Raw genomic sequence first — 23,938 nt, 5'->3', positions numbered from 1 at the left:
CGCAGCCTCTAATTAGCTTTTAGTTAACTCGCAGAGGGTGTAATTTAATAATCGACCAAGCCCGCTAACCGTCTGAATCAGCGCCTCTTCAACCGCTCCCACTGAGCCGTAAATCACCAGCGCGCCGCTAAACCTGTCGAGAAAACCGATATGCACATCGGCGGCTTTCATCGCTAAATCACCGGCGATCATGGCGGTTTCGCCAGGGGTTAAGGTCATAATGCCGATAGCGCCGGATTCGGGAACGCCGATCTTTTTCGCCAGTTCTGCCCCAGGGTGCGCAATCAGGTGCGCCAGCGTCACCTGCTTGCCGGGGACAAACTCCTGAATGATGCGTTCTTTATCCATAACTCACCGCTCCGCTAAAACTTGCGCTTATCGTGACAAGTTTCCGCTGGAGTAAATAACAAAATTCGGCAAGTTGATTTGAAAAGTGAGATAGATCACTTATAAACAGAAATAAAAAAGCGCGGGAGAATTCCCGCGCCTGAATTAATTAAATGATTATTACAGCGGCTGAGTTTGCGCTTCAACAACCGCCAGCGCGACCATATTCACGATACGCCGTACCGACGCAATTGGCGTCAGGATATGTACCGGCTTTGCGACACCCATTAGCACAGGCCCCACGGTCACGCCTTCCGAGCTGGAAACGCGAAGTAAGTTGTAACTAATACGGGCCGCTTCCATATTCGGCATCACCAGGATATTGGCTGAACCTTTCAGCGGGCTGTCCGGCATCCGCTCATTGCGAATGCTTTCCACCAGCGCGGCATCGCCGTGCATTTCGCCATCGATCATCAAATCCGGCGCCTGCGTCTTCACCAGCTCCAGCGCCTGGCGCATTTTGCTGGCGGACGGGCAGTCCGAAGAACCAAAGTTCGAGTGCGAAAGCAGCGCTACCCGCGGCTCAATCCCGAATCGACGAACGGTTTCTGCCGCCATCAGGGTGATTTCGGCAATTTGCTCCGGCGACGGATCGTGGTTAACGTAGGTGTCAGCGATAAAGGTGTTGCCGCTCGGCAGCAGCAGCGCGTTCATCGCCCCTGCCGCATGAACCCCTTCGCGGTAGCCAAACAGCGGCTGTATTACGCTGTAGTGTTCGTGATAATCGCCAATGGTGCCGCAGATCAACGCATCGGCTTCGCCGCGCTGCACCATGATCGCGCCGATGACCGTGGTATTGCTGATCACCGCCCGCTGCGCCTGCTCCTGGGTGATCCCGCGGCGCTTCATCAGGTTGTAATATTCGTTCCAGTACTCTTTAAAGCGCGGATCGGATTCGTTATTCACGATCTCAAAATCAACTCCGGCTTTGATCTGCAGCCCCAGCTTCTGAATACGCATCTCAATGACGCCAGGCCGGCCGATAAGGATCGGTTTCGCCAGCCCCAGGGAGACCAGTTCCTGAGTCGCGTGCAGCACGCGGGTATCTTCGCCTTCCGCCAGCACCACCCGCTTCGGCTCTTTGCGCGCCTGCGAGAAAATCGGCTTCATAAACAGATTCGTTTTGTAGACAAACTCGCTGAGCTTCTCGATGTAGGCATCAAAATCGGCGATTGGGCGCGTCGCGACGCCGGAGTCCATCGCCGCTTTCGCCACCGCCGGAGCAATCTTGACGATCAGCCGCGGGTCGAAAGGCTTCGGAATGATATATTCCGCACCGAAGCTCAGGTCCTGATCGCCGTAGGCGGAGGCCACCACTTCGCTCTGTTCTGCGTGAGCCAGTTCGGCAATCGCATGCACCGCCGCCAGTTTCATCTCTTCGTTAATCGCCGTTGCGCCGACGTCCAGCGCGCCGCGGAAGATGAACGGGAAGCACAGCACGTTGTTCACCTGGTTCGGATAGTCGGAGCGGCCGGTGCAGATAATAGCATCGGAGCGCACCTCTTTCGCCAGCGGCGGCAGAATTTCCGGCTCAGGGTTAGCCAGCGCCAGAATCATCGGCGCGCGGGCCATCTTTTTAACCATTTCCTGGGTCAGCACTTTCGGGCCCGAGCAGCCGAGGAAAATATCCGCCCCGTCAATCACATCATCCAGCGTACGTTTGCCGCTGTCTTCTACCGCATAGGCCGCTTTCGTCTCCGCCATATTCGGCTCACGGCCCTTATAGATAACCCCTTTCGAGTCGCAGACCACAATGTTGTGTTTCTGCATTCCCAGCGCCACCAGCAGGTTCATACAGGCAATCGCCGCCGCGCCCGCGCCTGATACGACCATCCGCACGTCGGAGATATTTTTCTCCACCACCCGCAGACCGTTCAGAATCGCCGCGGTACTGATAATCGCCGTCCCGTGCTGATCGTCATGGAAGACCGGAATATTCATGCGCTCGCGCAGCTTCTGCTCAATGTAGAAGCACTCCGGCGCTTTGATATCTTCGAGGTTGATACCGCCGAAGGTCGGCTCCAGCGCTGCAACGACGTTGATAAATTTGTCCGGGTCAAGCTCATCGACTTCAATATCGAATACATCGATACCGGCGAATTTTTTAAACAGAACGCCTTTACCTTCCATTACCGGCTTACCGGCCAGCGCGCCGATATTGCCCAGTCCCAGCACCGCCGTGCCGTTGGACACCACCGCCACAAGGTTGCCGCGGGCGGTATATTTATAGGCTGCCAGCGGATCCTTCTCGATTTCCAGACAGGGGGCGGCGACACCCGGCGAGTAGGCCAGAGCCAGATCGCGTTGGGTAGCAAGCGGTTTTGTTGGGGAGACCTGGATTTTTCCGGGGACCGGGAATTCGTGGAAATCAAGGGCGCTTTGTTTTAACTGCTCATCCATTTTATCGTTCCTTTCACGTATCGATCGTAGGGGGTGAAACGTAATGGCGTACCTGGTGTTCACCCTAAAGGGCTACCTAGTATCTCGCCTGACGGCTTCGTAAACTTTGAACACCGCCATACTCTCGCCATAACAAAGTTATGTTTGTTATCGATTTATAATGTTTATGTAACTTAGATTCGGAGGCAATGATAGCCCCGTCTGCTATGCTTTTTAGTTATGCAACTCATCACCCTCTCTATCCTAAACCAATAAAAACTCATGCAACTCATTGTTTCAGGAGCACATTATGTCCCGTAGAGAACTAGCCAACGCCATCCGCGCCCTGAGTATGGATGCAGTACAGAAAGCCAACTCCGGCCACCCTGGCGCGCCAATGGGTATGGCCGATATCGCCGAGGTGCTGTGGAACGATTTCCTTAAGCACAATCCTGAAGACCCAAAATGGTACGATCGCGACCGCTTTATTCTCTCCAACGGTCACGCATCAATGCTGCTCTACAGCCTGCTGCATCTGACGGGCTACGACCTGCCCATCGAAGAGATAAAAAACTTCCGTCAGCTGCATTCAAAAACCCCGGGTCACCCGGAGATTGGCTATACGCCGGGAGTGGAAACCACCACCGGTCCGCTGGGGCAAGGACTGGCAAATGCCGTGGGTCTGGCTATCGCCGAGCGCACGCTGGCGGCGCAGTTTAACCAGCCGGAACACGAAATTGTCGATCACTTCACCTACGTATTTATGGGCGATGGCTGCCTGATGGAGGGGATTTCTCATGAAGTGTGTTCCCTGGCGGGGACGTTAGGACTGGGCAAGCTGATCGGTTTCTACGACCACAACGGCATTTCCATCGATGGTGAAACGAAGGGCTGGTTTACCGATGACACGGCAAAACGCTTTGAGGCCTATCACTGGCATGTGGTGCATGAAATTGACGGCCACGACCCCGAAGCCGTGAAGAAAGCGATTCTGGAAGCCCAGAGCGTGAAGGACAAACCCTCGCTGATTATCTGCCGTACGGTGATAGGCTTCGGTTCGCCGAATAAAGCCGGGAAAGAAGAGGCCCACGGCGCCGCACTGGGGGAACAGGAAGTGGCGCTGGCGCGTCAGAAACTCGGCTGGCATCACCCGGCGTTTGAGATCCCGAAAGAGATTTACCGGGCCTGGGATGCGCGTGAAAAAGGGCAAAAGGCGCAGAAAAGCTGGCAGGAGAAGTTTGCTGCGTATCAGCAGGCCCATCCGCAGCTGGCGGCGGAGTTTACGCGGCGCATGAGCGGCGGACTGCCTGAGTCGTGGGATGAAACGACGCAGAAGTATATCGCCGATCTGCAGGCTAACCCGGCGAAAATCGCCACCCGTAAGGCTTCGCAAAATGCCCTCGATGCCTACGGCCCGCACCTGCCGGAACTGCTGGGCGGCTCCGCCGACCTCGCGCCCAGCAACCTGACCATCTGGAAAGGGTCAACTTCGCTGAAAGAGGATCCGGCGGGTAACTATATCCACTACGGCGTTCGTGAATTCGGGATGACGGCCATCGCCAACGGCATCGCGCATCACGGCGGGTTTGTGCCCTATACCGCCACCTTCCTCATGTTCGTCGAATATGCCCGCAACGCGGCGCGTATGGCGGCGCTGATGAAAGCGCGGCAAATCATGGTCTATACCCACGACTCCATCGGTCTCGGCGAAGATGGCCCGACGCACCAGGCGGTCGAACAGCTGGCCAGCCTGCGCCTGACGCCAAATTTCAGCACCTGGCGACCGTGCGATCAGGTAGAAGCCGCGGTGGCGTGGAAGCTGGCGGTAGAGCGCCATAGCGGACCGACGGCGCTGATCCTCTCCAGGCAAAATCTGGCGCAAATGGCGCGCACGCCGGAGCAGGTACAGAATATCGCCCGCGGCGGCTACGTGCTGAAGGACGCAGGCGGCAAGCCGGACCTGATCCTGATAGCCACCGGTTCGGAAGTCGAGATAACCGTGCTGGCGGCGGAGAAGCTGCTGGCCAAAGGGGTGAACGTGCGCGTGGTTTCGCTGCCATCGACCGATGTCTTTGATGCGCAGGATGAGGCGTATCGGGAATCCGTCCTGCCCTCGGACGTCAGCGCCCGCATCGCCGTCGAAGCCGGCATCGCCGACTACTGGTATAAATACGTGGGGCTAAAAGGAAAAATCGTCGGTATGACCGGCTATGGCGAATCCGCGCCGGCCGATAAGCTCTTCCCTTACTTCGGCTTTACCGTTGAGCATATCGTCAGCGTAGCGAATGAGCTACAGAACGGGTAACCCATAGCGTGGGCCAGGCGTCTGGCCCCTGCCAGTTATCGCACTGCGGCTGCTGCGCGTAGCGTACCAGGCTAAACCGCTGGCCGTCATAACGCCAGCGCGTTTGGATACCGCAATCGCCGGGTGCGCGCCCTTTATCGAGGGTCACCAGTTCCTGATGCCGATCGTCGTAGCTGGCGTTCACCAGCTCGACGTCACGCGGCGCATCGCCGGGTGGCTGGAAGGGCAGCGTGAGTCGTACCGGGTGAGCAATATATGGCCGCTGGCGCGAAACCAGCCAGGCCAGCCAAATGGTATTGTAGGCGCCCGCTTCGCAGCTGGTCATCAGCAGGACCTTCTCGTCGGTCAGCGCGGACACCCGTACCTCGCGGCGAAACGGATCCAGCGAACAGGCGCTGCTGTTCATGCGCTCATTGCCATAATCCATCAGATCGTTAAGTTCATCGCGGCTCAGGGGCGACTGCGCCCCCTCCATTTTCACCACCGATCGCAGCGCCGGCGCAGGCGGTACGCTGAGCGGCGGCTCTTCTCCCTTGCCGACCCATGCGGTCTCGCTCCCCACCCGCTTTTGCCGGCTATCAATAAACAGCAGGGCGGCTTTGAGCCCCTGCAGAGAAACAGTCTGGAGACCCTTTTCAAGCGTGATGGTCTGCGCGTTTTGCACTTGCTGCAGGAATGCGTCAATGGTGACGTTATCGTCAGTTTTCAGCAGTTTGTCGGCAATCTGCCAGTGTGTATCGCTCAAGGCCAGGGGTTTGCCATCGAGCTGAAGCCGGGGCGCTATCGGCGCCAGCGCCGCCACCGGGTTACCCACGCCTCCCAGCTCAATACGCAGGCTGGCGCTGGTTGCCGCTCCGGCGCTGCGGGTAAGGGTCATCACCAGGCCGTGGTGTAGCCCGACGTTGCGGGCTACGCAGAAGTTCTGATTGTTGCAGGTCACCTGCCAGTCGCTGAAGAGCTGTTGCGCCGGCGCCGCCCGCACCAGCGATGCCGGCAGCAAACCGCAAAGCAGAAACAAAATAACCCGATACCACATGAGCGGCACAACCCCGATGAACACGCCATAAACAGCGGCTATGTTCGCCAGCGGCGAGGTTTGACTCAATCGGATTTATCAGAGATCCCCGTTCATCAGCCCGGAGTTTTGCAAATATTGCAGCAGGATCACCGCTTTGCCGTCGCGGATTTCCCCGTTGGCCATCATTTCCAGCGCCCGATGATAAGGGAGCTCCAGCACCTCGATCTCTTCATCATCAACGCCGCCACCGTCGTTGGCCCGCTGGGTATCGTTATATTCGGCAATAAAGAAATGGATAAGCTCGGTGACGCCGCCGGGCGACATAAACAGTTCAAACAGTTTGCGCACTTCGCCGACTTCGAAGCCGGTCTCTTCAATGGCTTCTTTACGCACGCACGCCTCCGGCTCGTCGCTATCCAGCAGCCCGGCGCAGGTTTCGATCAACATCCCGTCTTCGTTGCCGTTTACCCAGGTCGCGATGCGGAACTGGCGAACCAGCACGACGGTCTGCTTATGGCGGTTATACAGCAAGATGGTCGCACCGTTGCCGCGATCGTAGACTTCGCGTTTATGGCGAACCACGCTGCCGTCGCTGCGCGTCAGCTCATAGGTCATGTTGCGCAAAACGAACCAGTTTTCGGAGAGGATTTTATCTTTGATAATGTTGATATTGAGTGACATACGGGCCCCACAGCGTGAAATAACGATGTCATACTACGCTGCGGAACCCGCTTTGTCGTTAGTGAAGCGAAATCGGTTTAACCTCGAGGAAGTCCATGATCCCCTGCGCCGCGTGGCGGCCTTCCGCCATTGCAGTTACCACCAGATCGGCGCCGCGCACCGCATCGCCGCCGGCAAACACCTTACGATGAGTGGTCTGGTAACGATAGCGACTTTCCACATTGGCCTTAATTCGGCCGCGGCTGTCGAGCTTCACGCCCACCGATTCCAGCCACGGCATGCCGTGCGGATGGAAACCGAAGGCCATAATCACCGCATCGGCGGGCATCACGAACTCGCTTCCGGGGATTGGCGAAGGGCTGCGGCGTCCCTGTGCATCCGGCGCGCCAAGCTGGGTTCGCAGGAAGCGCACGCCGTTGACGTGCCCCTCTTCGTTCAGCTCCAGGGTGACCGGCTGGACGTTAAATTCAAATAATGCCCCCTCTTCGCGCGCGTTTTTCACCTCTTTCTTCGAACCGGGCATGTTGGCTTCATCGCGACGATAGGCGCAGGTGACCTGCTTTGCGCCGTGGCGCAGCGCGGTGCGCACGCAGTCCATCGCCGTATCGCCGCCGCCGAGTACCACGACGTTCAGCCCCTCGGTATTGACGTAAGGCTCTTCCGGCAGCTCCAGCAGCCCCATAACCTGTTTAGTATTCGCGATCAGAAACGGCAGCGCATCGTAAACGCCGGGCGCGTCTTCATTCGGCAGATCCGCTTTCATGGAGCGATAGGTACCTGCGCCAATAAATACCGCATCATATTCATCAAGCAGCGTCGTCAGCGGAATATCCTTGCCTATTTCGCAGTTCAGCTCAAAGCGTACGCCCATTTGGGTGAAGATTTCACGCCGCCGGGCAAGCAGGGATTTATCCAGCTTGAAGGCCGGAATGCCAAAGGTCAGCAGGCCGCCGATTTCCGGATGGCGGTCAAACACCACCGGGCTTACGCCGTTGCGCACCAGCCGGTCGGCGCAGGCGAGACCGGCTGGACCGGCGCCGATAATCGCCACCCGCTTACCGCTGTTCACGACCTGCGAAAGATCCGGCCGCCAGCCGTTGGCCAGCGCCTGGTCGGAGATATAGCGTTCAATGTTGCCGATAGTCACCGAACCGTGCTCATCGCGCAGCGTGCAGGCCCCTTCGCACAGGCGGTCCTGCGGGCAGACGCGACCGGTTATTTCCGGCAGGCAGTTGGTCTGATGAGAAAGCTCAACGGCGGCGGCGATATCCCCCTCTTTCACCCGCTCAATCCACTGCGGAATATGGTTGTGCAACGGGCAGGTCCATTCACAAATGCTGTTTTCGCCGCATTTCAGGCAGCGTTCCGCCTCGTGATTGGCCTGTCCGGCGCTGAACGGAAGATAAATTTCGGCAAAATTAGCCTTACGCGCTGCGGCGGATAGCTTGTCGGGCTCGCCGCGCGGCGGCGTCGCGGCCATCTGTGCGACTTTCCCGGCGGAGCAAGATGCCATCGGTGCGCCGGGGTGACCCAGACGCGCCGCGCGCTGACGCCGCTGTTTCGCCAGATTCATCAGCGTGCTGTCCGTCGCCAGCTCCAGCGCCCCGGCCGGGCAGTTTTGCACGCAGGCAGGCCCCTCTTCGCGACCGTTACACAAATCGCACTTATGCGCCGTCGCTTTGACTCTGCCCTCCTGTACCGGCGTCAGGACGATTTGCATCACGCCAAACGGGCAGGCAACCATACAGGATTTACAGCCGATGCATTTTTCCTGATTCACCTGGACGCTGCCGTTAAGCTGGCTGATGGCGTCATTTGGACAACTGCGTGCGCACGGCGCGCCTTCACAGTGGTGACAGGTTACTGCGTTACGCTTTTGCTCATTTTTGATAACCGTAATGCGCGGCAAAAAACGCTGCGGGGTCAATACATGCTGCTCATCGTTATGCGCCATGACGCAGGCAACTTCACAAGCCTTGCATCCGATGCACTTATGACTATCGCTTAAAATAAAGTGGTTCATGACATCCTTCAGTCTTATTGGTGAATAACCCCTCAATTCGCATGACTATCTATTACCCGACAAGGCGGGGCTGGAACAATGTGCAATTGCACAGGTCGCCGATTTTTTGGTAATAACCCGAGTTGGATCAATTTTTTTGACTTAAATGAAATTACGTTTTATTTAGCTAAGTGATAATAGGCCGCGTCTGCGGCGACGGGCAGAAAGGATGACGTCGGTAGGGGGAGAAGGACGGTTCTTTACGCTGCCATAAAAGGCACACGATAAATTACACTATCTCCTTATTTTCTCCACGATTGCCTGCGCCCTTGCCGCTAGAGTGTCACAGGCTCTGCAATAACAAAAAAATGTGCAAAATGAGGTCCTAATTCTGATGGCGAATTTTTTTATCGATCGCCCCATTTTTGCGTGGGTTCTGGCAATCCTGTTATGCCTGACCGGTACGCTCGCAATTTTGTCGCTTCCCGTTGAGCAATATCCCGAACTTGCCCCTCCTAACGTCAGGATCGCAGCAAACTATCCCGGGGCCTCGGCACAAACGCTGGAAAATACCGTTACCCAGGTTATCGAGCAGAATATGACCGGCCTCGACAACCTGATGTACATGTCATCCCAGAGCAGCGGCACCGGGCAAGCCACCGTGACGCTAAGCTTTACCGCCGGTACCGATCCGGACGAAGCCGTCCAGCAGGTGCAGAACCAGCTGCAGTCGGCGATGCGTAAACTCCCGCAGGCCGTCCAGAACCAGGGCGTGACGGTGCGTAAAACCGGGGACACCAACATCCTGACGATTGCTTTCGTCTCTACCGATGGCAGCATGGATAAACAGGATATCGCCGACTACGTCGCCAGTAACATTCAGGACCCGCTCAGCCGGGTAAACGGCGTCGGCGACATTGACGCCTATGGTTCCCAGTATTCGATGCGTATCTGGCTCGATCCGGCCAAACTCAACAGTTTTCAGATGACGGCAAAAGACGTCACCGATGCCATCTCTTCACAGAACGCGCAGATTGCCGTCGGCCAGCTGGGCGGTACGCCTTCGGTAGATAAACAGGCGCTCAACGCGACAATTAATTCGCAATCGCTGTTACAAACCCCGGAACAGTTCCGCAATATCACCCTTCGGGTTAATCAGGACGGCTCGGAAGTTACCCTTGGCGACGTCGCGACCGTGGAAATGGGAGCGGAGAAATACGATTACCTCAGCCGCTACAACCGCCAGGCGGCTTCCGGGCTGGGGGTTAAGCTGGCCTCTGGCGCAAACGAAATGGCGACCGCCGAACGCGTCATCAGCCGTCTGAACGAGCTGTCGCAATACTTCCCGCATGGTCTGGAATATAAAGTCGCTTACGAAACCACCTCATTCGTTAAGGCGTCGATTACCGACGTGGTGAAAACGCTGCTCGAAGCCATCGCGCTGGTGTTCCTCGTCATGTATCTGTTCTTGCAGAACTTCCGCGCGACATTAATCCCAACCATCGCCGTTCCGGTGGTGCTAATGGGGACTTTCGCCGTCCTCTACGCCTGCGGCTACAGCATCAACACCTTGACCATGTTTGCGGTGGTGCTGGCGATAGGCCTGCTGGTGGACGACGCCATCGTGGTGGTGGAAAACGTCGAGCGTATCATGAGCGAGGAGGGCCTCTCGCCGCGTGAAGCGACGCGAAAATCGATGGGGCAAATTCAGGGTGCGCTGGTCGGTATCGCCATGGTCCTATCGGCAGTATTCGTGCCAATGGCCTTCTTCGGCGGCACCACCGGCGCGATCTATCGTCAGTTCTCGATCACCATCGTCTCGGCAATGGTGCTGTCGGTTCTGGTGGCGATGATCCTTACCCCGGCGCTGTGCGCCACGCTGCTCACACCGGTGCATAAAGGCGAAACCCACGGGCAACGGGGTTTCTTTGGCTGGTTTAACCGCACGTTTAACCGCAACGCCAGCCGCTACGAAACCGCCGTCGGCAAAATTCTTCACCGTTCGCTGCGCTGGATAATGATCTACGTCCTGCTGCTGGGGGGGATGGTGTTTCTGTTCCTGCATCTGCCAACGTCATTCCTGCCGCTGGAAGACCGCGGCATGTTTACCACGTCGGTGCAATTGCCCAGCGGTTCGACCCAGCAGCAAACCCTGAAGGTGGTCCAGCAGGCGGAAGACTATTTCCTGAAAAACGAAAAACAAAACGTCGAATCGGTGTTCGCCACCATCGGCTCCGGCCCCGGCGGCAACGGACAGAACGTAGCGCGTATGTTCGTTCGCCTAAAGGACTGGGACCAACGCGATCCTACAACCGGTTCCTCTTTCGCTATCATCGAACGCGCGACCAAAGCGTTTAACAAAATAAAAGAAGCTCGCGTCTTTGCCAGCAGCCCGCCGGCCATCAGCGGCCTGGGCAGTTCCGCCGGTTTCGATATGGAACTGGAAGACCATGCGGGCAACGGACACGAAGCGCTGATGGCCGCTCGCGATACCCTACTGGAGCTGGCCGCTAAAAATAACCAGCTGACCCGCGTTCGCCACAACGGCCTTGACGATAGCCCGCAGCTACAGGTGGATATCGATCAGCGCAAAGCCCAGGCGCTGGGCGTCTCCATCGATGATATCAACGACACCCTCCAGACCGCGTGGGGGTCAAGCTACGTCAACGACTTTATGGACCGCGGCCGCGTGAAGAAGGTCTATGTTCAGGCGGCCGCGCCGTATCGCATGCTGCCGGACGACATTAATCTGTGGTACGTACGCAACAGCAGCGGCACGATGGTGCCCTTCTCCGCTTTCGCTACCTCCCGCTGGGAGACCGGTTCGCCGCGTCTGGAGCGCTACAACGGCTATTCAGCGGTAGAAATCGTCGGTGAAGCCGCGCCGGGCGTCAGTACCGGTACCGCGATGACAATTATGGAAGAGCTGGCCCGCCAGCTGCCAAACGGCTTTGGCCTTGAATGGACGGCGATGTCGTATCAGGAGCGCCTCTCCGGCGCGCAGGCTCCGGCGCTGTACGCCATTTCGCTGCTGGTCGTGTTCCTGTGCCTGGCGGCGCTGTACGAAAGCTGGTCGGTGCCGTTCTCGGTGATGCTGGTGGTGCCGCTGGGGGTCATCGGCGCCCTGCTGGCGACCTGGATGCGCGGTCTGGAAAACGATGTCTACTTCCAGGTGGGACTGCTGACGGTGATCGGTCTGTCGGCGAAGAACGCCATTCTCATCGTCGAATTTGCCAATGAGCTGAATCAGAAAGGCGAGGACCTGCTTACCGCCACGCTCTCCGCCTGTCGCCAGCGTCTGCGGCCGATCCTGATGACCTCGCTGGCGTTTATCTTCGGCGTGCTGCCGATGGCCACCAGTACCGGTGCGGGTTCCGGCAGTCAGCATGCCGTTGGCACCGGGGTCATGGGCGGGATGATTTCAGCCACGGTGCTGGCAATCTTCTTCGTACCGCTGTTTTTCGTGCTGGTGCGTCGTCGCTTCCCGCTCAAGGAACGGCCGCTATAATCAGGATGCGCCCTGGCGATATGTCGCCGGGGCCAAATAACAGAAAAGGCGACCGGATGTGTCGCCTTCTTGATGTGGTCGCTTCAACTGCATTATTATTCTGCCTGTGAAATCGCCATGCTTTTATTGCGGAAATCTATTTACGAAGCATGCCTTCGATAAAGTCTTTCCAGTTCCCCAGTTCATGTTCAATCATAATAGCCTCTCTTATTATTATGGGTGATTTTATGCAAATTCATTGATGGTTAAAAGCGCGTTTGCGCTATCGTTCTGATAACTCTAATTACCCCCTGCGGAATGATTTCTTTCGTTCGTAAGTACTATGACCCGATTCCGGGCATTTTAATGTGACCGACAGCAACAATTAGCAACATTTGTTCATCAGCCAGAAGCGCCTGGCGCCGCCTTATGGCCAGCACTGGTCGCGGCCAATCGCTCAAAAAAAAGCCAGAATGTAACGTTAAATATCTCTGGCGGGGAAAAAACGATATTTATTAATGTAATTCACGTATTATTTATTCAGGGTTTATATATTCGGAAGATTCTTAGCTAATCGTTTAATTCAACGGAAAAGGTTTAATCATGCTCACCATGTACGGGATAAAAAACTGCGACACCATTAAAAAGGCCCGCCGCTGGCTGGAAGCCCATCAGATAGAATATCGCTTTCATGATTATCGTGTCGATGGCCTGGATCGCAATTTATTAGACACCTTTATTGCCGAGCTCGGCTGGGAAGCGCTGCTCAATACTCGCGGTACGACCTGGCGCAAGCTGGACGAAACGGTTCGCACCGGTATCAATAACGCCGACGCTGCGGCGAAACTGATGCTGGAAATGCCGGCAATCATCAAACGCCCATTGCTCTGCGCGCCCGGTCAGCCTATGCTGCTGGGTTTCAGTGAATCAAGTTATCAGCAGTTTAACGAGGTGTAGTCTATGTCTTGCCCGGTCATTGAGCTGGTTCAGCAGCTTATTCGCCGCCCTTCCCTCAGCCCCGATGATGCGGGATGCCAGGCGTTAATGATTGAACGTCTGCGTGCGATTGGCTTTACCGTTGAACCGATGGATTTCGGAGATACCCAAAACTTCTGGGCCTGGCGCGGGCGCGGGGAAACGTTAGCGTTTGCCGGCCATACCGATGTCGTTCCGTCGGGCGACGCCGATCGCTGGATTAATCCCCCCTTTGAACCCACCATTCGCGACGGCATGCTGTTTGGCCGCGGCGCCGCAGATATGAAAGGCTCGCTCGCGGCGATGGTGGTCGCGGCAGAACGCTTTGTGGCTCAGTATCCGAATCATAAAGGTCGTCTGGCCTTCCTGATCACTTCAGATGAAGAGGCCAGCGCCAAAAACGGTACCGTAAAGGTTGTTGAAGCACTGATGGCGCGCAATGAGCGCCTGGATTATTGCCTGGTCGGCGAACCTTCCAGCACCGAAGTCGTCGGCGATGTCGTCAAAAACGGCCGTCGCGGCTCGCTGACCTGCAACCTGACCATTCACGGCGTGCAGGGGCACGTGGCCTATCCGCATCTCGCCGATAACCCGGTTCACCGCGCCGCCCCGATGCTGGCGGAGCTGGTGAACATCGAATGGGATAAGGGCAACGAATTCTTTCCGCCGACCAGTATGCAAATCGCTAACGTGCAGTCCGGGACCGGCAGCAACAACGTCATTCCCGGCGACATGTTCGTCCAGTTCAACTTCCGCTTTAGCACCGAGCTGACCGATGAAATGATTAAAGCGCGCGTCGTGGCGCTGCTGGAGAAATACGAACTGCGCTACAGCGTGGACTGGTGGCTCTCGGGGCAGCCGTTCCTGACCAGCCGCGGTAAGCTGGTTGATGCGGTGGTTAACGCTATTGAGCACTATAATGAAATAAAACCGCAGCTGCTGACTAACGGCGGCACGTCCGACGGGCGCTTTATCGCGCGTATGGGCGCGCAGGTGGTTGAACTGGGGCCAGTGAATGCCACCATTCATAAAATAAACGAGTGTGTGAATGCCGCCGACCTCCAGCTACTGGCGCGGATGTATCAACGCATTATGGAGCAGCTGGTCGCCTGACGGCATCAATAGAGAAGAGGTAAGCGCATGGATTGGCTATCGAAGTACTGGTGGGTCCTGGTGTTGGTATTTTTGGTGGGCGTGATGATCAACGTGATTAAAGATCTTACCCGCGTTGATCATAAAAAATTTCTCAACAATAAACCGGATCTGCCGCCGCACCGCGACTTCAATGATAAGTGGGATGACGATGACGACTGGCCGAAGAACGACCCGTCAAAGAAGAAGTAACATCTTTTTTTGTTAGGTTTTCCCGGTAGCGCATCGCTGAGGAGGCTACGGGCTTACAGTCAGTCTGTGGGTCAAGTAACCCGGACAGATGCGCAGCATCGCCTCCGGGAAATGATTCCACTCTGCTCCCTTTCCCCGGGGGCGGCGCTTAACGCGCCTTGCCCGGGCTACGGATTTACAGCCCATCTGCGGGCCGGTAGCCCTAACAGGTGCGCAGCATCGCCTCCGGGAAATGATTCCACTCTGCGCTCTTATCCCGTGGGCGGCGCTTAACGCGCCTTGCCCGGGCTACAGATTTACAGCCCGTCTGCGGGCCGGTAGCCCGGACAGGCGCAACGCGCCGCCTCCGGGTTTATTATTTATAGCAGTTCAATAATATCGCTGTCTTTCGGCGTGCTGCCGCTGAGCGCTTCGTCGAAATAGTGCTTCGGTACGGTAAAGCGCAGATGATCGAGAGCAAACTGCATGCTGCGATCGTCAATCGCGTGCCCCAGATCCTCAACGATATCCAGCGTCACATCCCCGCCGGCCTGCTGCAGCGCCTCCTGCCCCGCAACCGCCCACGCCAGATCGATAACCCGATCTTCACCGCCGTGGATCAGGTGAATCGTGGTCGCGGTCGTCGCCGTCTCGGGCAGAGTCGCATAGCGGCCGTTGAAGGCAATCACCCGCGATGCCAGACCCGGTTCGGCTTTAATGCTTTCCAGCGACATAATCGCCCCCTGCGAGAAGCCGATCAGCGCCGTCGCCTGCGGGCTGACGCCGCTCTGTTGTTGCCAGTAGCGCACCGTTTCAATAAAGGTCGGCATAATCGCATCTACGCGCTGCTGGCGATTTTCTTCGCTGACGCCCTGGACAGAAAACCACTGGCGTCCCGGAGCCGGGCCGCACGGCTCCGCGCCGCCGATGCTGACGATAAGCGCATCGGGAAAGAGCGGCGCAAACCAGCTACCGATTTGCCCCATGGCCACCGGGTTATCGCCGACGCCATGAAACAGCAGCAGCAGTTGCTGTGCAGGTGTTGCGGGGCTTTGAACGATAAAATGATCGTGTTTCATGGCTTTCTCCTTAATGTCTGCAAGGAAGTTTACGCCGCGGAGGGAATATGACCATGCCATTTAACTGATGAAGTTAGTTAAAAAATTGCAACATCTGAACCTGCCGGCGCAGGTCGTTGGCGCGGTTTTCATCCAGGCTGAGCAGCGCCTGCGCAGCCTCTTCGCGCAGCCTGGCCAGCAGCGCTTTCCGTCCGGATAAACCTAACGTTCGGCAAAGCGCGGTCTCATCCTGCTGCTGCAGGCGGGCCCGCAGCGCCGGAAGCGGCAGCACCACCAGCATAAGCAGGCGATTGAGGCTACCCGCCGAGGTCAGCAGCGGACGATGGGCAAAAGCAAAACCCGCTACCTCCAGCCAGTCTTCTTCAGTAAGAATAGTCGCTTTCAGCGCCGTCAGCGGCACAGGTTCATCTCGCCACTCGCGCAGCCAGAATTCGTCGCGCTGCAGCCGTTGGGCTTCTTCGCTTGCCAGGCAATGTCCCGCTTCGCTGAGAGGATAGAGCGCCATCGCGGTGTAACAGCCACTGCTGGCTTCCCGATGCGTGCCCAGCCGCACCAGCGTAAAACCGCAGCTTTGCCAGAAACGCCAAAGTTCGGGAGTATAGCCAAAACTGACTGAGAGATAATCCCGGTCCGCAGCCTGAGCCGCCGCCCGGGCCACCAGCCGCTGCCCCAGCCTCTCGCGCTGGCGAGCCGGATGCACGGCAATACGGCTGATGCGCAGGCCCGTCAACGTGGCCGCCAATGGGCTACCGCCATGCGCCGCCAGCGACTGCGCCACCAGATTTCCGCGCGGACGCCGATAGCCGGCCCATACCGCCCGGCTAAGCGACTGCTCAAGACCGCCCTCCTCCACCAGCCACAACGCCCCGGCGATGCGCTCGCCGCTATGGGCGCAGGTAAAATGCTGTCCTGGCGCATCCAGCATGCGCCGGAGATCCAGCGGCGACGTGCGATAGTGGGCCCCGGAGAGCAGCTGATACATCGCTTCCGGTAACGCAGGCTGCCGCCGCCAGCACTGCTGGCTGACGTTCTCCAGCGCGATATCGCCGCCTGGCGCATGCTGGAAAGTCTCATCATTGAACAGCAGCAACTGTGCAATTGACGCTTCCAGCGGACAGCCGCTAGCCCAGCGGATGGGCGTCGTGAGGCTAAACTGCCTTAGGTGCGCGAAGCTGGCGCAAAATTTAAGTAAAAAACCGCGTCCGGTCCCTTCGTATCCCTGAACGGTGGTGATCAGCAGCGTTCTCGGGAAACGGGAAACAAGCTGGCGCAGCAGCGGCCCGGGGATGGCGGCAGCCTCGTCGACTATCAGCCATCCCGCTTGACGTCCGGACGCCAGTAATGCATCGGGCGCCATAAAGTTAACGCTCTCCCCGGCGAAAGCCGCCATCACCTCCGTCGCTCCGCGCGCCGGCGCGGTAACGATGGCGTCACCTTTTAGCTGGCGGAGAAGCATTCCCGCGAGAGCGGACTTCCCTCGCCCGCGTTCGGCGGTCAACGCGGCAATACCGGGGGGGAAATCGGCCAATTCGGCAAGAACGGCGGCCTGCTCCGCCTGCGGATGACCATCGGCGAAATGCCATCGCGGGCGCTCGGGAAATACGGGTACGACCCGTTCATGGCCCTGCCGCCAGAGAATGGACGCTTTATCCGCAACAATCTGTTGGCAAAAACGATAAACAAAGTTCGGCGTGGGTATGGGATCGGGAGCGTCGCTCCAGCGCCGGGAATCCGCATCAGGACGGGCCGGCCATTGGGCGAAGTCGGGGGTGAGCAATACCAGCCAGCTACCGGCGCGTAGCGTACCGGCTAACGCGGCGAAAGCAGCAACATCAAAGCCCGCGCGGGCATCGAAAAAGGCGTGCTGGTATTCGCGGCCCAACAGCGATCTCAGATCTGCAGGCGGGACGTACGGCGCAGGCATCGGCTGTGGGCCAACCCACAGTCCGTCTCCGGCCAGCGCTGTGCGTATTTGTTGCGCCTGAAGCTGAGTCCAGGCATCGTCGCCGCTGAGAACCAGCAGACGACGAATGCCTTCGCGCGCCATCTGCGCCGTCAGACGACGCAGTTCATCCATGACAGAAGAGCATTACAGCGCATTGCCGAAGGTGTTGCACTGCGCCGGGTCGCCGCTATCGAAGCCGCGTTTAAACCAGGTATAGCGCTGCTGCGACGTTCCATGGGTAAAGCTGTCCGGCACCACCCGCCCCTGGCTCTGCTGCTGCAGGCGATCGTCGCCAATCGCCTCTGCGGCATTCAGCGCTTCCTGGAGGTCGCCGGTCTCCATGTAGTCCTGCTTCTGCATGTTGTAGCCCCAGACGCCAGCGAAGCAGTCCGCCTGTAGTTCCATTTTTACCGACAGGCGATTCGCTTCCGCCTGCGAAGCGTTTTGCTGTAGCTGACGCACTTTCGATTCAATACCCAGCAGCTTTTGTACGTGGTGGCCAACCTCGTGGGCGATAACGTAGCCCTGTGCGAAATCGCCGCCGGCGCCAAGCTTGTTTCTCATCTCATCGTAGAATGACAGGTCGATATACACCGTGCTGTCCGCCGGGCAGTAAAAAGGCCCCATAACGGACTGACCGGTACCGCAGGCGGTCCGCGTCGCGCCGCGGTACATCACCAGTTTGGGCTGCGGATACTGGCGGCCCATATCTTTAAATATTGCTCCCCAGGTATCTTCCGTGTCCGCCAGAATCACCTTAGTGAATTTTGCGGCTTCTTCATCCTGCGGGCTGATGGAGCGTTGGGTGGTGGTTTGCTGCGGAGATACCGGCTCGCCGGTCAGCATGCCAGTTAAATCGACGCCGTAATAGCCCGCCACCAGAACAATAATCAGCAGCACAATGCCGCCTTTGCCGCTGGGGAGACGAAAACCGCCCCCGCCGCCCATTGGCGAACCAGATTGACTACGACGATCTTCAACATTGTCGCTCTCGCGACGTCCTTGCCAGCGCATAAGCACCTCAATTCATCATATTAACCAATGAATAAGATCGTAGGCGGTTCAGCGAAGGATTACCACAGGAAACAGCAAGAAGAGCGCCAGAAGAAGAAAACTTCTCCTGGCGTAGGGGATTAGTCGAGCTTCACGCCCAGGCGATGAGCGACTTCTTCGTAGGCTTCAATCAGGCCGCCGAGGCTCTGGCGGAAACGGTCTTTGTCCATTTTATCCATGGTCTTTTTATCCCACAGACGGCTGCCGTCCGGAGAAAACTCATCCCCAAGCACCACTTCGCCTTTGAACAGACCAAATTCCAGCTTGAAGTCCACCAGGATCAGGCCCGCATCGTCAAACAGCTTTTTCAGCACATCGTTAGCTTTGTAGGTCAGCTCCTGCATACGCGCCAGGTTCTCTTTGCTCACCCAGCCAAAGGTTTCGCAGTAGGATTCGTTGACCATCGGATCGTGCATGGCGTCGTTCTTCAGGAACAGGTCGAACAGCGGCGGGTTCAGCTCGATGCCCTCTTCAATCCCTAAGCGTTTCACCAGCGAACCGGCAGCGCGGTTACGCACCACGCACTCCACCGGCACCATATCCAGCTTTTTAACCAGACACTCGGTATCGGACAACAGCGCTTCCATCTGGGTCGGGATACCCGCTTCCGCCAGCTTGCTCATAATGAAATGGTTGAACTTGTTGTTCACCATGCCTTTACGATCGAACTGCTCAATGCGAGCGCCGTCCCCTGCTGACGTATCGTTACGGAATTCGAGTATCAACAGATCCGGGTTTTCGGTGCTGTATACCGTCTTCGCCTTACCACGATACAACTCAGCTTGCTTTTGCATCTTTGTCACTCCAGTGATGATTAACGATAAAAATTTGTGCTTTTCTGCCGACGCACACGTTTGCGTCACTATACATTAAAAAGGGCCGGATTGCTCCAGCCCTGTTAATTACTTACTTAATGCGGCCTGGAATACGGCAACCAGGGCATCATTTTGCGACTGCGTCAGAGTATGGCCTTTCGGGTCGATGAACTGCAGACTGCTGCGGTTATCGAGGTCCCCGACCTGCAGTTTATAATCGCCGGACACCAGCTGTGGGTCGCGAGCACCCAGATCGGTCCAGCCGCTGTCGGAAAGCGGTTTATAGGTCACGGACAAGTTACCCTGAGAGCGAGAACTATCAGTTACCTTCATACCCACTTTTTCCAGCGCGCCCGGCAGGCGTTGCCATACCAGATTAAACGGTGCGCGAACGATCAGCATCGGCAGGCCGGTATCATCAGCCCCGCTCTGCACGTCGAAGGTTGCCCCGGCATTTTTCTGCGCGGCGTTCTGCGCGCTGGTCGCGTTCAGATCCAGACCTTCGGAAATGACGTTCAGCATGGCGGTACTGTAGCGCTGCAGCGAAGCCGGATCGGCAACAGGTTTACCTGCCTGCTCCAGATTCACCAGCTTCACGATCACCGCCTGCTGGTAGCCCTGCTGTTTAACTGAGATTTGATAGCGACCACGATACTGCTGGTCTTCATCGAGGCGATTCCATTCGACCCAGTCGGTATTCAGCGTCTGGCTGGCATCGTCGCGTTTAGCGATAGTGTAGTTTTTCGACTGCACGATGCTTGCCACCTGCGCCCACAGCGAACCGCTGCGCCCGTTTTCCACCATCAGCGTTGCGGTATCACCGTTAAACTGCGTGCGCGCGCCGCTGACCAGCGCCAGAGGCTGGGCTGGCGGACGAATATCCAGCGCTTTGCCTGTGTTACCGGTGCTGGTCGCAACCGGAATATTATAATCACCCACCTGAACCGGCAGAATCATACCTGCTGGCGCGTGAAGTTCACTAAGCGGCGTAGCCTGCAAATAGGCCTCGTCGCCGCTCACCTGACGCTTATAGCGCGAGTCAGAACTACAGGCCGCGAGGAGTAGAACCAGCGAAACACCCGCAACCTTCGCCAGGCGCGACTTCTGTACTGAGTAAGCCATCAAATCTCCCTAAACTTTACAGCAAACCGGCATGCTTCAGCGCTGCGGTAACAACCCTCGTACCGTTTTCGGTAATCGGGGTCATCGGCAGGCGTAGCGTATCGGTCGCCACAAGACCCAACGCCTTACAGGCCCACTTGACCGGGATAGGGTTGGGTTCGACAAATAATTTGGTATGCAATGGCATCAGACGCTGGTTAATCGCACGAGCTTCGGCAAATTGACCTGCTAGCGCCAGTCGGCACATCTCGGCCATTTCACGCGCCGCAACGTTTGTCGTTACGGAAATCACGCCATGGCCGCCTAGTTGCATAAAGTCCATTCCGGTCGCGTCATCGCCGCTCAGCAGAATAAAGTCATCTGAAACCAGCTCTTTGATCTGATGAACCCGGCTTAAGTTCCCCGTCGCTTCCTTAATACCGATAATATTTTTGATTTCCGCCAGACGACCAACGGTTTCAGGCAGCATATCGCAACCGGTACGGGAGGGCACATTATACAGAATTTGCGGCAGGTCAGTATGTTCTGCGATAGCTTTAAAGTGTTGGAAGAGTCCTTCCTGAGTCGGACGGTTGTAATAAGGCGTTACCGTCAGGCAGCCAACCACGCCGCTATCGTTAAATCTTTTAGTCAGGCTAATCGCCTCTGCGGTTGCATTAGCACCGGTACCGGCAATGACCGGGATACGCCCGTCGGCCAGTTCCAGCGTCTGCATGACCACGTCACCATGCTCTTCATGGCTCAATGTTGCGGACTCTCCGGTAGTACCTACCGAAACAATCGCCGAGGTTCCGTTGGCGACATGGTAATCAATCAGTTTTTTCAGGCTTGACCGGCAAACGTTGCCGTTTTCATCCATCGGCGTGACAAGCGCTACAATACTTCCCGTAAACATGGGCCATCCTCAGAGCATAAGTGGGACAAGATTCTCAATGTTACGTTTGGTGCCGCAATAAAAGCAAGAGAGCCGATGCCATCAGGGATGTTGTATGCCGGTTTTTTTTATGCTTTCCTAACGTTACCTCACCTTTTTAAAGGAAGAACAGGTTTGACAGCCTCATTACAACACTATCTGGTTATTACCGCGTTGGGTGCTGACCGCCCAGGCATCGTGAATACGATCACTCGTCACGTCAGCAGCTGCGGCTGTAATATCGAAGACAGTCGGCTGGCCATGCTTGGCGATGAGTTTACGTTTATCATGCTGCTTTCCGGTTCGTGGAATGCGATTAACCTGATTGAATCAACTCTGCCGCTGAAAGGCGCCGAGCTGGATCTGCTTATCGTGATGAAGCGTACAACCGCAAGGCCGCCGCAGGCGATGCAGAATAGCGTCTGGGTTCAGGTTGAGGTGCCGGATTCACCGCACATCATTGAGCGATTCACGGCTCTGTGCGATACGTGGAAAATGAACATTGCCGAACTGGTTTCCCGTACTCAGCCGGGAGCGAACGACGATTCAGCACAGCTTTTTATTCAAATCACCGCCCACAGCCCGACTACGCAAAATGCATCAAATATCGAACAAGCGTTCAAAGCCCTATGTACAGAACTGAATGCACAAGGCAGTATTAACATCGTTAATTATTCACAGCATGATGAACAGGATGGAGTTTGAGTGATGAACCCACTGAAAGCCGGTGATATTGCACCGAAATTTAGCTTACCGGACCAGGACGGCGAGGAAGTAAATTTGACCGACTTCCAGGGACAGCGTGTTCTGGTTTATTTTTATCCCAAAGCCATGACCCCGGGCTGCACCGTACAGGCGTGCGGTTTACGCGATAATATGGACGACCTGAAAAAAGCAGGCGTTGAAGTTCTGGGAATCAGTACGGATAAACCAGAAAAACTCTCCCGTTTCGCCGAAAAAGAGCTGCTGAACTTCACTCTGCTGTCTGATGAAGATCATCAGGTGTGCGAGCAGTTCGGTATCTGGGGTGAAAAAACCTTTATGGGGAAAACCTACGACGGTATTCATCGTATTAGCTTCCTCATCGATGCCAATGGCAAAATCGAACATGTTTTTGACGACTTCAAAACCAGCAATCACCACGACGTGGTGCTGAACTGGCTGAAAGAAAACGCCTGATGCACGAGTAAACGCAAGACGCCGGGTCATCGCCCGGCGTCTTTTTTTAGGCCATTCTTTGCGGCTTCGCGCTAATGCTCGTCTTCCACTATCAGGCCATCCGGCCAGGCATGCACCACCGCTTTGATGAGCGTCGCCAGCGGGATCGCGAAGAACACTCCCCAGAATCCCCACAGACCACCGAAAATCACCACCGACAGAATAATGACCAGCGGATGCAGGTTAACGGCTTCCGAGAACAGTACCGGCACCAGCAGGTTGCCGTCCAGCCCCTGAATAATCAGGTAAACCGCAAACAGGCTCCAGAACTCGGTGCCCGCGCCAAACTGGAACAACGCCACGCCCACCACCGGAATAGTGACCACAAAGGCGCCGATATAGGGAATTAATACCGAAAATCCGACCAGTACCGCCAGCAGCAGCGAATAGTTAAGGCCAAAAAGGATAAAGCCAATCCACGTCGCCACGCCGACGACGATCATCTCCAGCACCTTACCGCGGATATAGTTGGTAATTTGCTGGTTCATCTCTTTCCACACCTGCCCGGCCAGGCCGCGGTTGCGCGGCAGCACCCGACGCACGGCGTTAAGCATCTGCTCTTTATCTTTCAGCAGAAAGAAAACCATCAGCGGAACCAACACCAGGTAGACCGCCAGCGTCAGCAGCCCGACCAGGGAGGCCAGCGAATATTTCACCACCGAATCGCCGACGGTTAACATCCGGCTGCGCATGTTCTCCGCCATCGCGTCGATAATCCCGGCATCCATTAAGGCCGGATAACGGCGCGGCACCGTGGCGGCGAAATCGGAAAGCTTATTCAGCATTCCCGGCATATCGCGAATCAGATAAATACCCTGCTGCCAGGCAACAGGCATCACCACGAACGCCATCAGGAGCAGAATACCGACGAACAGAATCAGCACAACCGACGTGGCCCAGGTACGTGAAAAACCGATACGCTCCAGTCTGACGGTAGGCCACTCCAGCAAATAGGCCAGAACAATCGACACTAACAAAGGCGCCAGCAGGCCGCTGAAGAAAAACATAATGCCGAACCCGGCCAGCAAAATGACCAGCAGCGCTATCGCCTCCGGATCGCTGAACCGTCGACGGTACCACTGCATTAACATCTGAAGCATAAAACCCTTCCCTGAAGAGCAAAGCTGTAACAATCTCAGGAATTGTATCGAAATGTCACAAAAAAGACTTCGCTTTTTATGGGTAAAACCACAAACATTAATGACCGGGTGAATATCATATTTGCAACGCCGCGAA

19 protein-coding genes and 1 pseudogene are annotated in these 23,938 nt (G+C 56.6%); 7 read left to right on the top strand and 13 right to left on the bottom strand.

The window, feature by feature from the left end; genetic code table 11:
- Nucleotides 1–12: 12 nt before the first annotated feature.
- Nucleotides 13–348: an ethanolamine utilization microcompartment protein EutS gene (gene eutS, locus ABLV12_RS19320; RefSeq protein ID WP_004104395.1), complete on the bottom strand. Its 336-nt coding sequence runs from the start codon at nucleotides 346–348 to the stop codon at nucleotides 13–15.
- A gap of 159 nt (nucleotides 349–507) precedes the next feature.
- A complete protein-coding gene (maeB, locus tag ABLV12_RS19315) occupies nucleotides 508–2,787 on the bottom strand; it encodes an NADP-dependent oxaloacetate-decarboxylating malate dehydrogenase (protein WP_004104396.1) in 2,280 nt (759 codons plus the stop codon).
- 289 nt (nucleotides 2,788–3,076) lie between these two features.
- On the opposite strand from maeB, the gene tkt reads away from it, so the two are divergent.
- Nucleotides 3,077–5,071, top strand: a complete 1,995-nt coding sequence (gene tkt, locus ABLV12_RS19310; RefSeq protein ID WP_195606208.1) for a transketolase — start codon at nucleotides 3,077–3,079, stop codon at nucleotides 5,069–5,071.
- Here tkt and ABLV12_RS19305 read toward each other — a convergent pair.
- The 3 genes and pseudogenes from ABLV12_RS19305 to aegA all read right to left on the bottom strand — a co-directional run bounded on the left by ABLV12_RS19305 (nucleotide 5,040) and on the right by aegA (nucleotide 8,793).
- Nucleotides 5,040–6,107, bottom strand: coding sequence for a DUF1176 domain-containing protein (locus ABLV12_RS19305; RefSeq protein WP_160886160.1), 1,068 nt, complete (start codon nucleotides 6,105–6,107; stop codon nucleotides 5,040–5,042). The genes tkt and ABLV12_RS19305 overlap by 32 nt on opposite strands.
- 65 nt (nucleotides 6,108–6,172) lie before the next feature.
- Nucleotides 6,173–6,770: pseudogene (gene nudK / locus ABLV12_RS19300) on the bottom strand (GDP-mannose pyrophosphatase NudK).
- A gap of 58 nt (nucleotides 6,771–6,828) precedes the next feature.
- Nucleotides 6,829–8,793, bottom strand: coding sequence for a formate-dependent uric acid utilization protein AegA (aegA, locus tag ABLV12_RS19295; RefSeq protein WP_160886120.1), 1,965 nt, complete (start codon nucleotides 8,791–8,793; stop codon nucleotides 6,829–6,831).
- Nucleotides 8,794–9,166: 373 nt separating this feature from the next.
- On the opposite strand from aegA, the gene acrD reads away from it, so the two are divergent.
- Complete coding sequence (gene acrD, locus ABLV12_RS19290; RefSeq protein ID WP_064398149.1) at nucleotides 9,167–12,280, top strand: multidrug efflux RND transporter permease AcrD; 3,114 nt, start codon at nucleotides 9,167–9,169, stop codon at nucleotides 12,278–12,280.
- A gap of 136 nt (nucleotides 12,281–12,416) precedes the next feature.
- Here acrD and ypfM read toward each other — a convergent pair whose 3' ends face one another.
- Nucleotides 12,417–12,476: a protein YpfM gene (gene ypfM / locus ABLV12_RS19285; protein WP_100181659.1), complete on the bottom strand. Its 60-nt coding sequence runs from the start codon at nucleotides 12,474–12,476 to the stop codon at nucleotides 12,417–12,419.
- A gap of 386 nt (nucleotides 12,477–12,862) precedes the next feature.
- Between ypfM and ABLV12_RS19280 the strand changes: the two genes are divergently transcribed.
- From ABLV12_RS19280 to ABLV12_RS19270, 3 genes are read left to right on the top strand one after another with little or no spacing between them, the layout of a single operon-like run.
- Entirely contained in the window at nucleotides 12,863–13,216 is a 354-nt protein-coding gene (locus ABLV12_RS19280) for an ArsC family reductase (protein WP_004104403.1), read from the top strand.
- A 3-nt stretch (nucleotides 13,217–13,219) separates the two neighbouring features.
- Complete coding sequence (gene dapE, locus ABLV12_RS19275) at nucleotides 13,220–14,347, top strand: succinyl-diaminopimelate desuccinylase (RefSeq protein WP_348867233.1); 1,128 nt, start codon at nucleotides 13,220–13,222, stop codon at nucleotides 14,345–14,347.
- A 27-nt stretch (nucleotides 14,348–14,374) separates the two neighbouring features.
- Nucleotides 14,375–14,578 carry a YpfN family protein gene (locus ABLV12_RS19270; protein WP_004104407.1) on the top strand — a complete coding sequence of 68 codons (204 nt, stop codon included), beginning with the start codon at nucleotides 14,375–14,377 and terminating at the stop codon, nucleotides 14,576–14,578.
- A 359-nt stretch (nucleotides 14,579–14,937) separates the two neighbouring features.
- On the opposite strand, the gene ypfH is transcribed toward ABLV12_RS19270, so the two are convergent.
- From ypfH to dapA, 6 genes are all read right to left on the bottom strand, one after another.
- A complete protein-coding gene (ypfH, locus tag ABLV12_RS19265; protein WP_016809537.1) occupies nucleotides 14,938–15,636 on the bottom strand; it encodes an esterase in 699 nt (232 codons plus the stop codon).
- 73 nt (nucleotides 15,637–15,709) lie between these two features.
- Nucleotides 15,710–17,713: a GNAT family N-acetyltransferase gene (locus tag ABLV12_RS19260; protein ID WP_160886122.1), complete on the bottom strand. Its 2,004-nt coding sequence runs from the start codon at nucleotides 17,711–17,713 to the stop codon at nucleotides 15,710–15,712.
- Nucleotides 17,714–17,725: 12 nt separating this feature from the next.
- Nucleotides 17,726–18,595, bottom strand: a complete 870-nt coding sequence (locus ABLV12_RS19255; protein ID WP_004104416.1) for a neutral zinc metallopeptidase — start codon at nucleotides 18,593–18,595, stop codon at nucleotides 17,726–17,728.
- Between the two features lie 119 nt (nucleotides 18,596–18,714).
- Nucleotides 18,715–19,428, bottom strand: coding sequence for a phosphoribosylaminoimidazolesuccinocarboxamide synthase (gene purC, locus ABLV12_RS19250; RefSeq protein WP_004104417.1), 714 nt, complete (start codon nucleotides 19,426–19,428; stop codon nucleotides 18,715–18,717).
- A gap of 108 nt (nucleotides 19,429–19,536) precedes the next feature.
- A complete protein-coding gene (bamC, locus tag ABLV12_RS19245; protein ID WP_004104418.1) occupies nucleotides 19,537–20,571 on the bottom strand; it encodes an outer membrane protein assembly factor BamC in 1,035 nt (344 codons plus the stop codon).
- A gap of 16 nt (nucleotides 20,572–20,587) precedes the next feature.
- Nucleotides 20,588–21,466, bottom strand: coding sequence for a 4-hydroxy-tetrahydrodipicolinate synthase (gene dapA, locus ABLV12_RS19240; protein WP_160886124.1), 879 nt, complete (start codon nucleotides 21,464–21,466; stop codon nucleotides 20,588–20,590).
- A 153-nt stretch (nucleotides 21,467–21,619) separates the two neighbouring features.
- Here dapA and ABLV12_RS19235 point away from each other — a divergent pair, with 153 nt between their 5' ends.
- Both ABLV12_RS19235 and bcp read left to right on the top strand, forming a co-directional pair.
- Nucleotides 21,620–22,189 carry a glycine cleavage system transcriptional repressor gene (locus tag ABLV12_RS19235; RefSeq protein ID WP_004104421.1) on the top strand — a complete coding sequence of 190 codons (570 nt, stop codon included), beginning with the start codon at nucleotides 21,620–21,622 and terminating at the stop codon, nucleotides 22,187–22,189.
- Between the two features lie 3 nt (nucleotides 22,190–22,192).
- Entirely contained in the window at nucleotides 22,193–22,663 is a 471-nt protein-coding gene (bcp, locus tag ABLV12_RS19230; protein ID WP_004104423.1) for a thioredoxin-dependent thiol peroxidase, read from the top strand.
- 71 nt (nucleotides 22,664–22,734) lie between these two features.
- Here the strand turns inward: bcp and ABLV12_RS19225 are convergent, their stop codons facing one another.
- A complete protein-coding gene (locus ABLV12_RS19225; RefSeq protein WP_004104424.1) occupies nucleotides 22,735–23,802 on the bottom strand; it encodes an AI-2E family transporter in 1,068 nt (355 codons plus the stop codon).
- Between the last annotated feature and the right edge of the window lie 136 nt (nucleotides 23,803–23,938).

It is taken from the genome of Klebsiella sp. CN_Kp100 (genome assembly GCF_040065315.1).
Taxonomy (GTDB): domain Bacteria; phylum Pseudomonadota; class Gammaproteobacteria; order Enterobacterales; family Enterobacteriaceae; genus Klebsiella; species Klebsiella oxytoca.
This window is presented reverse-complemented; position numbering and strand designations above follow the sequence as displayed.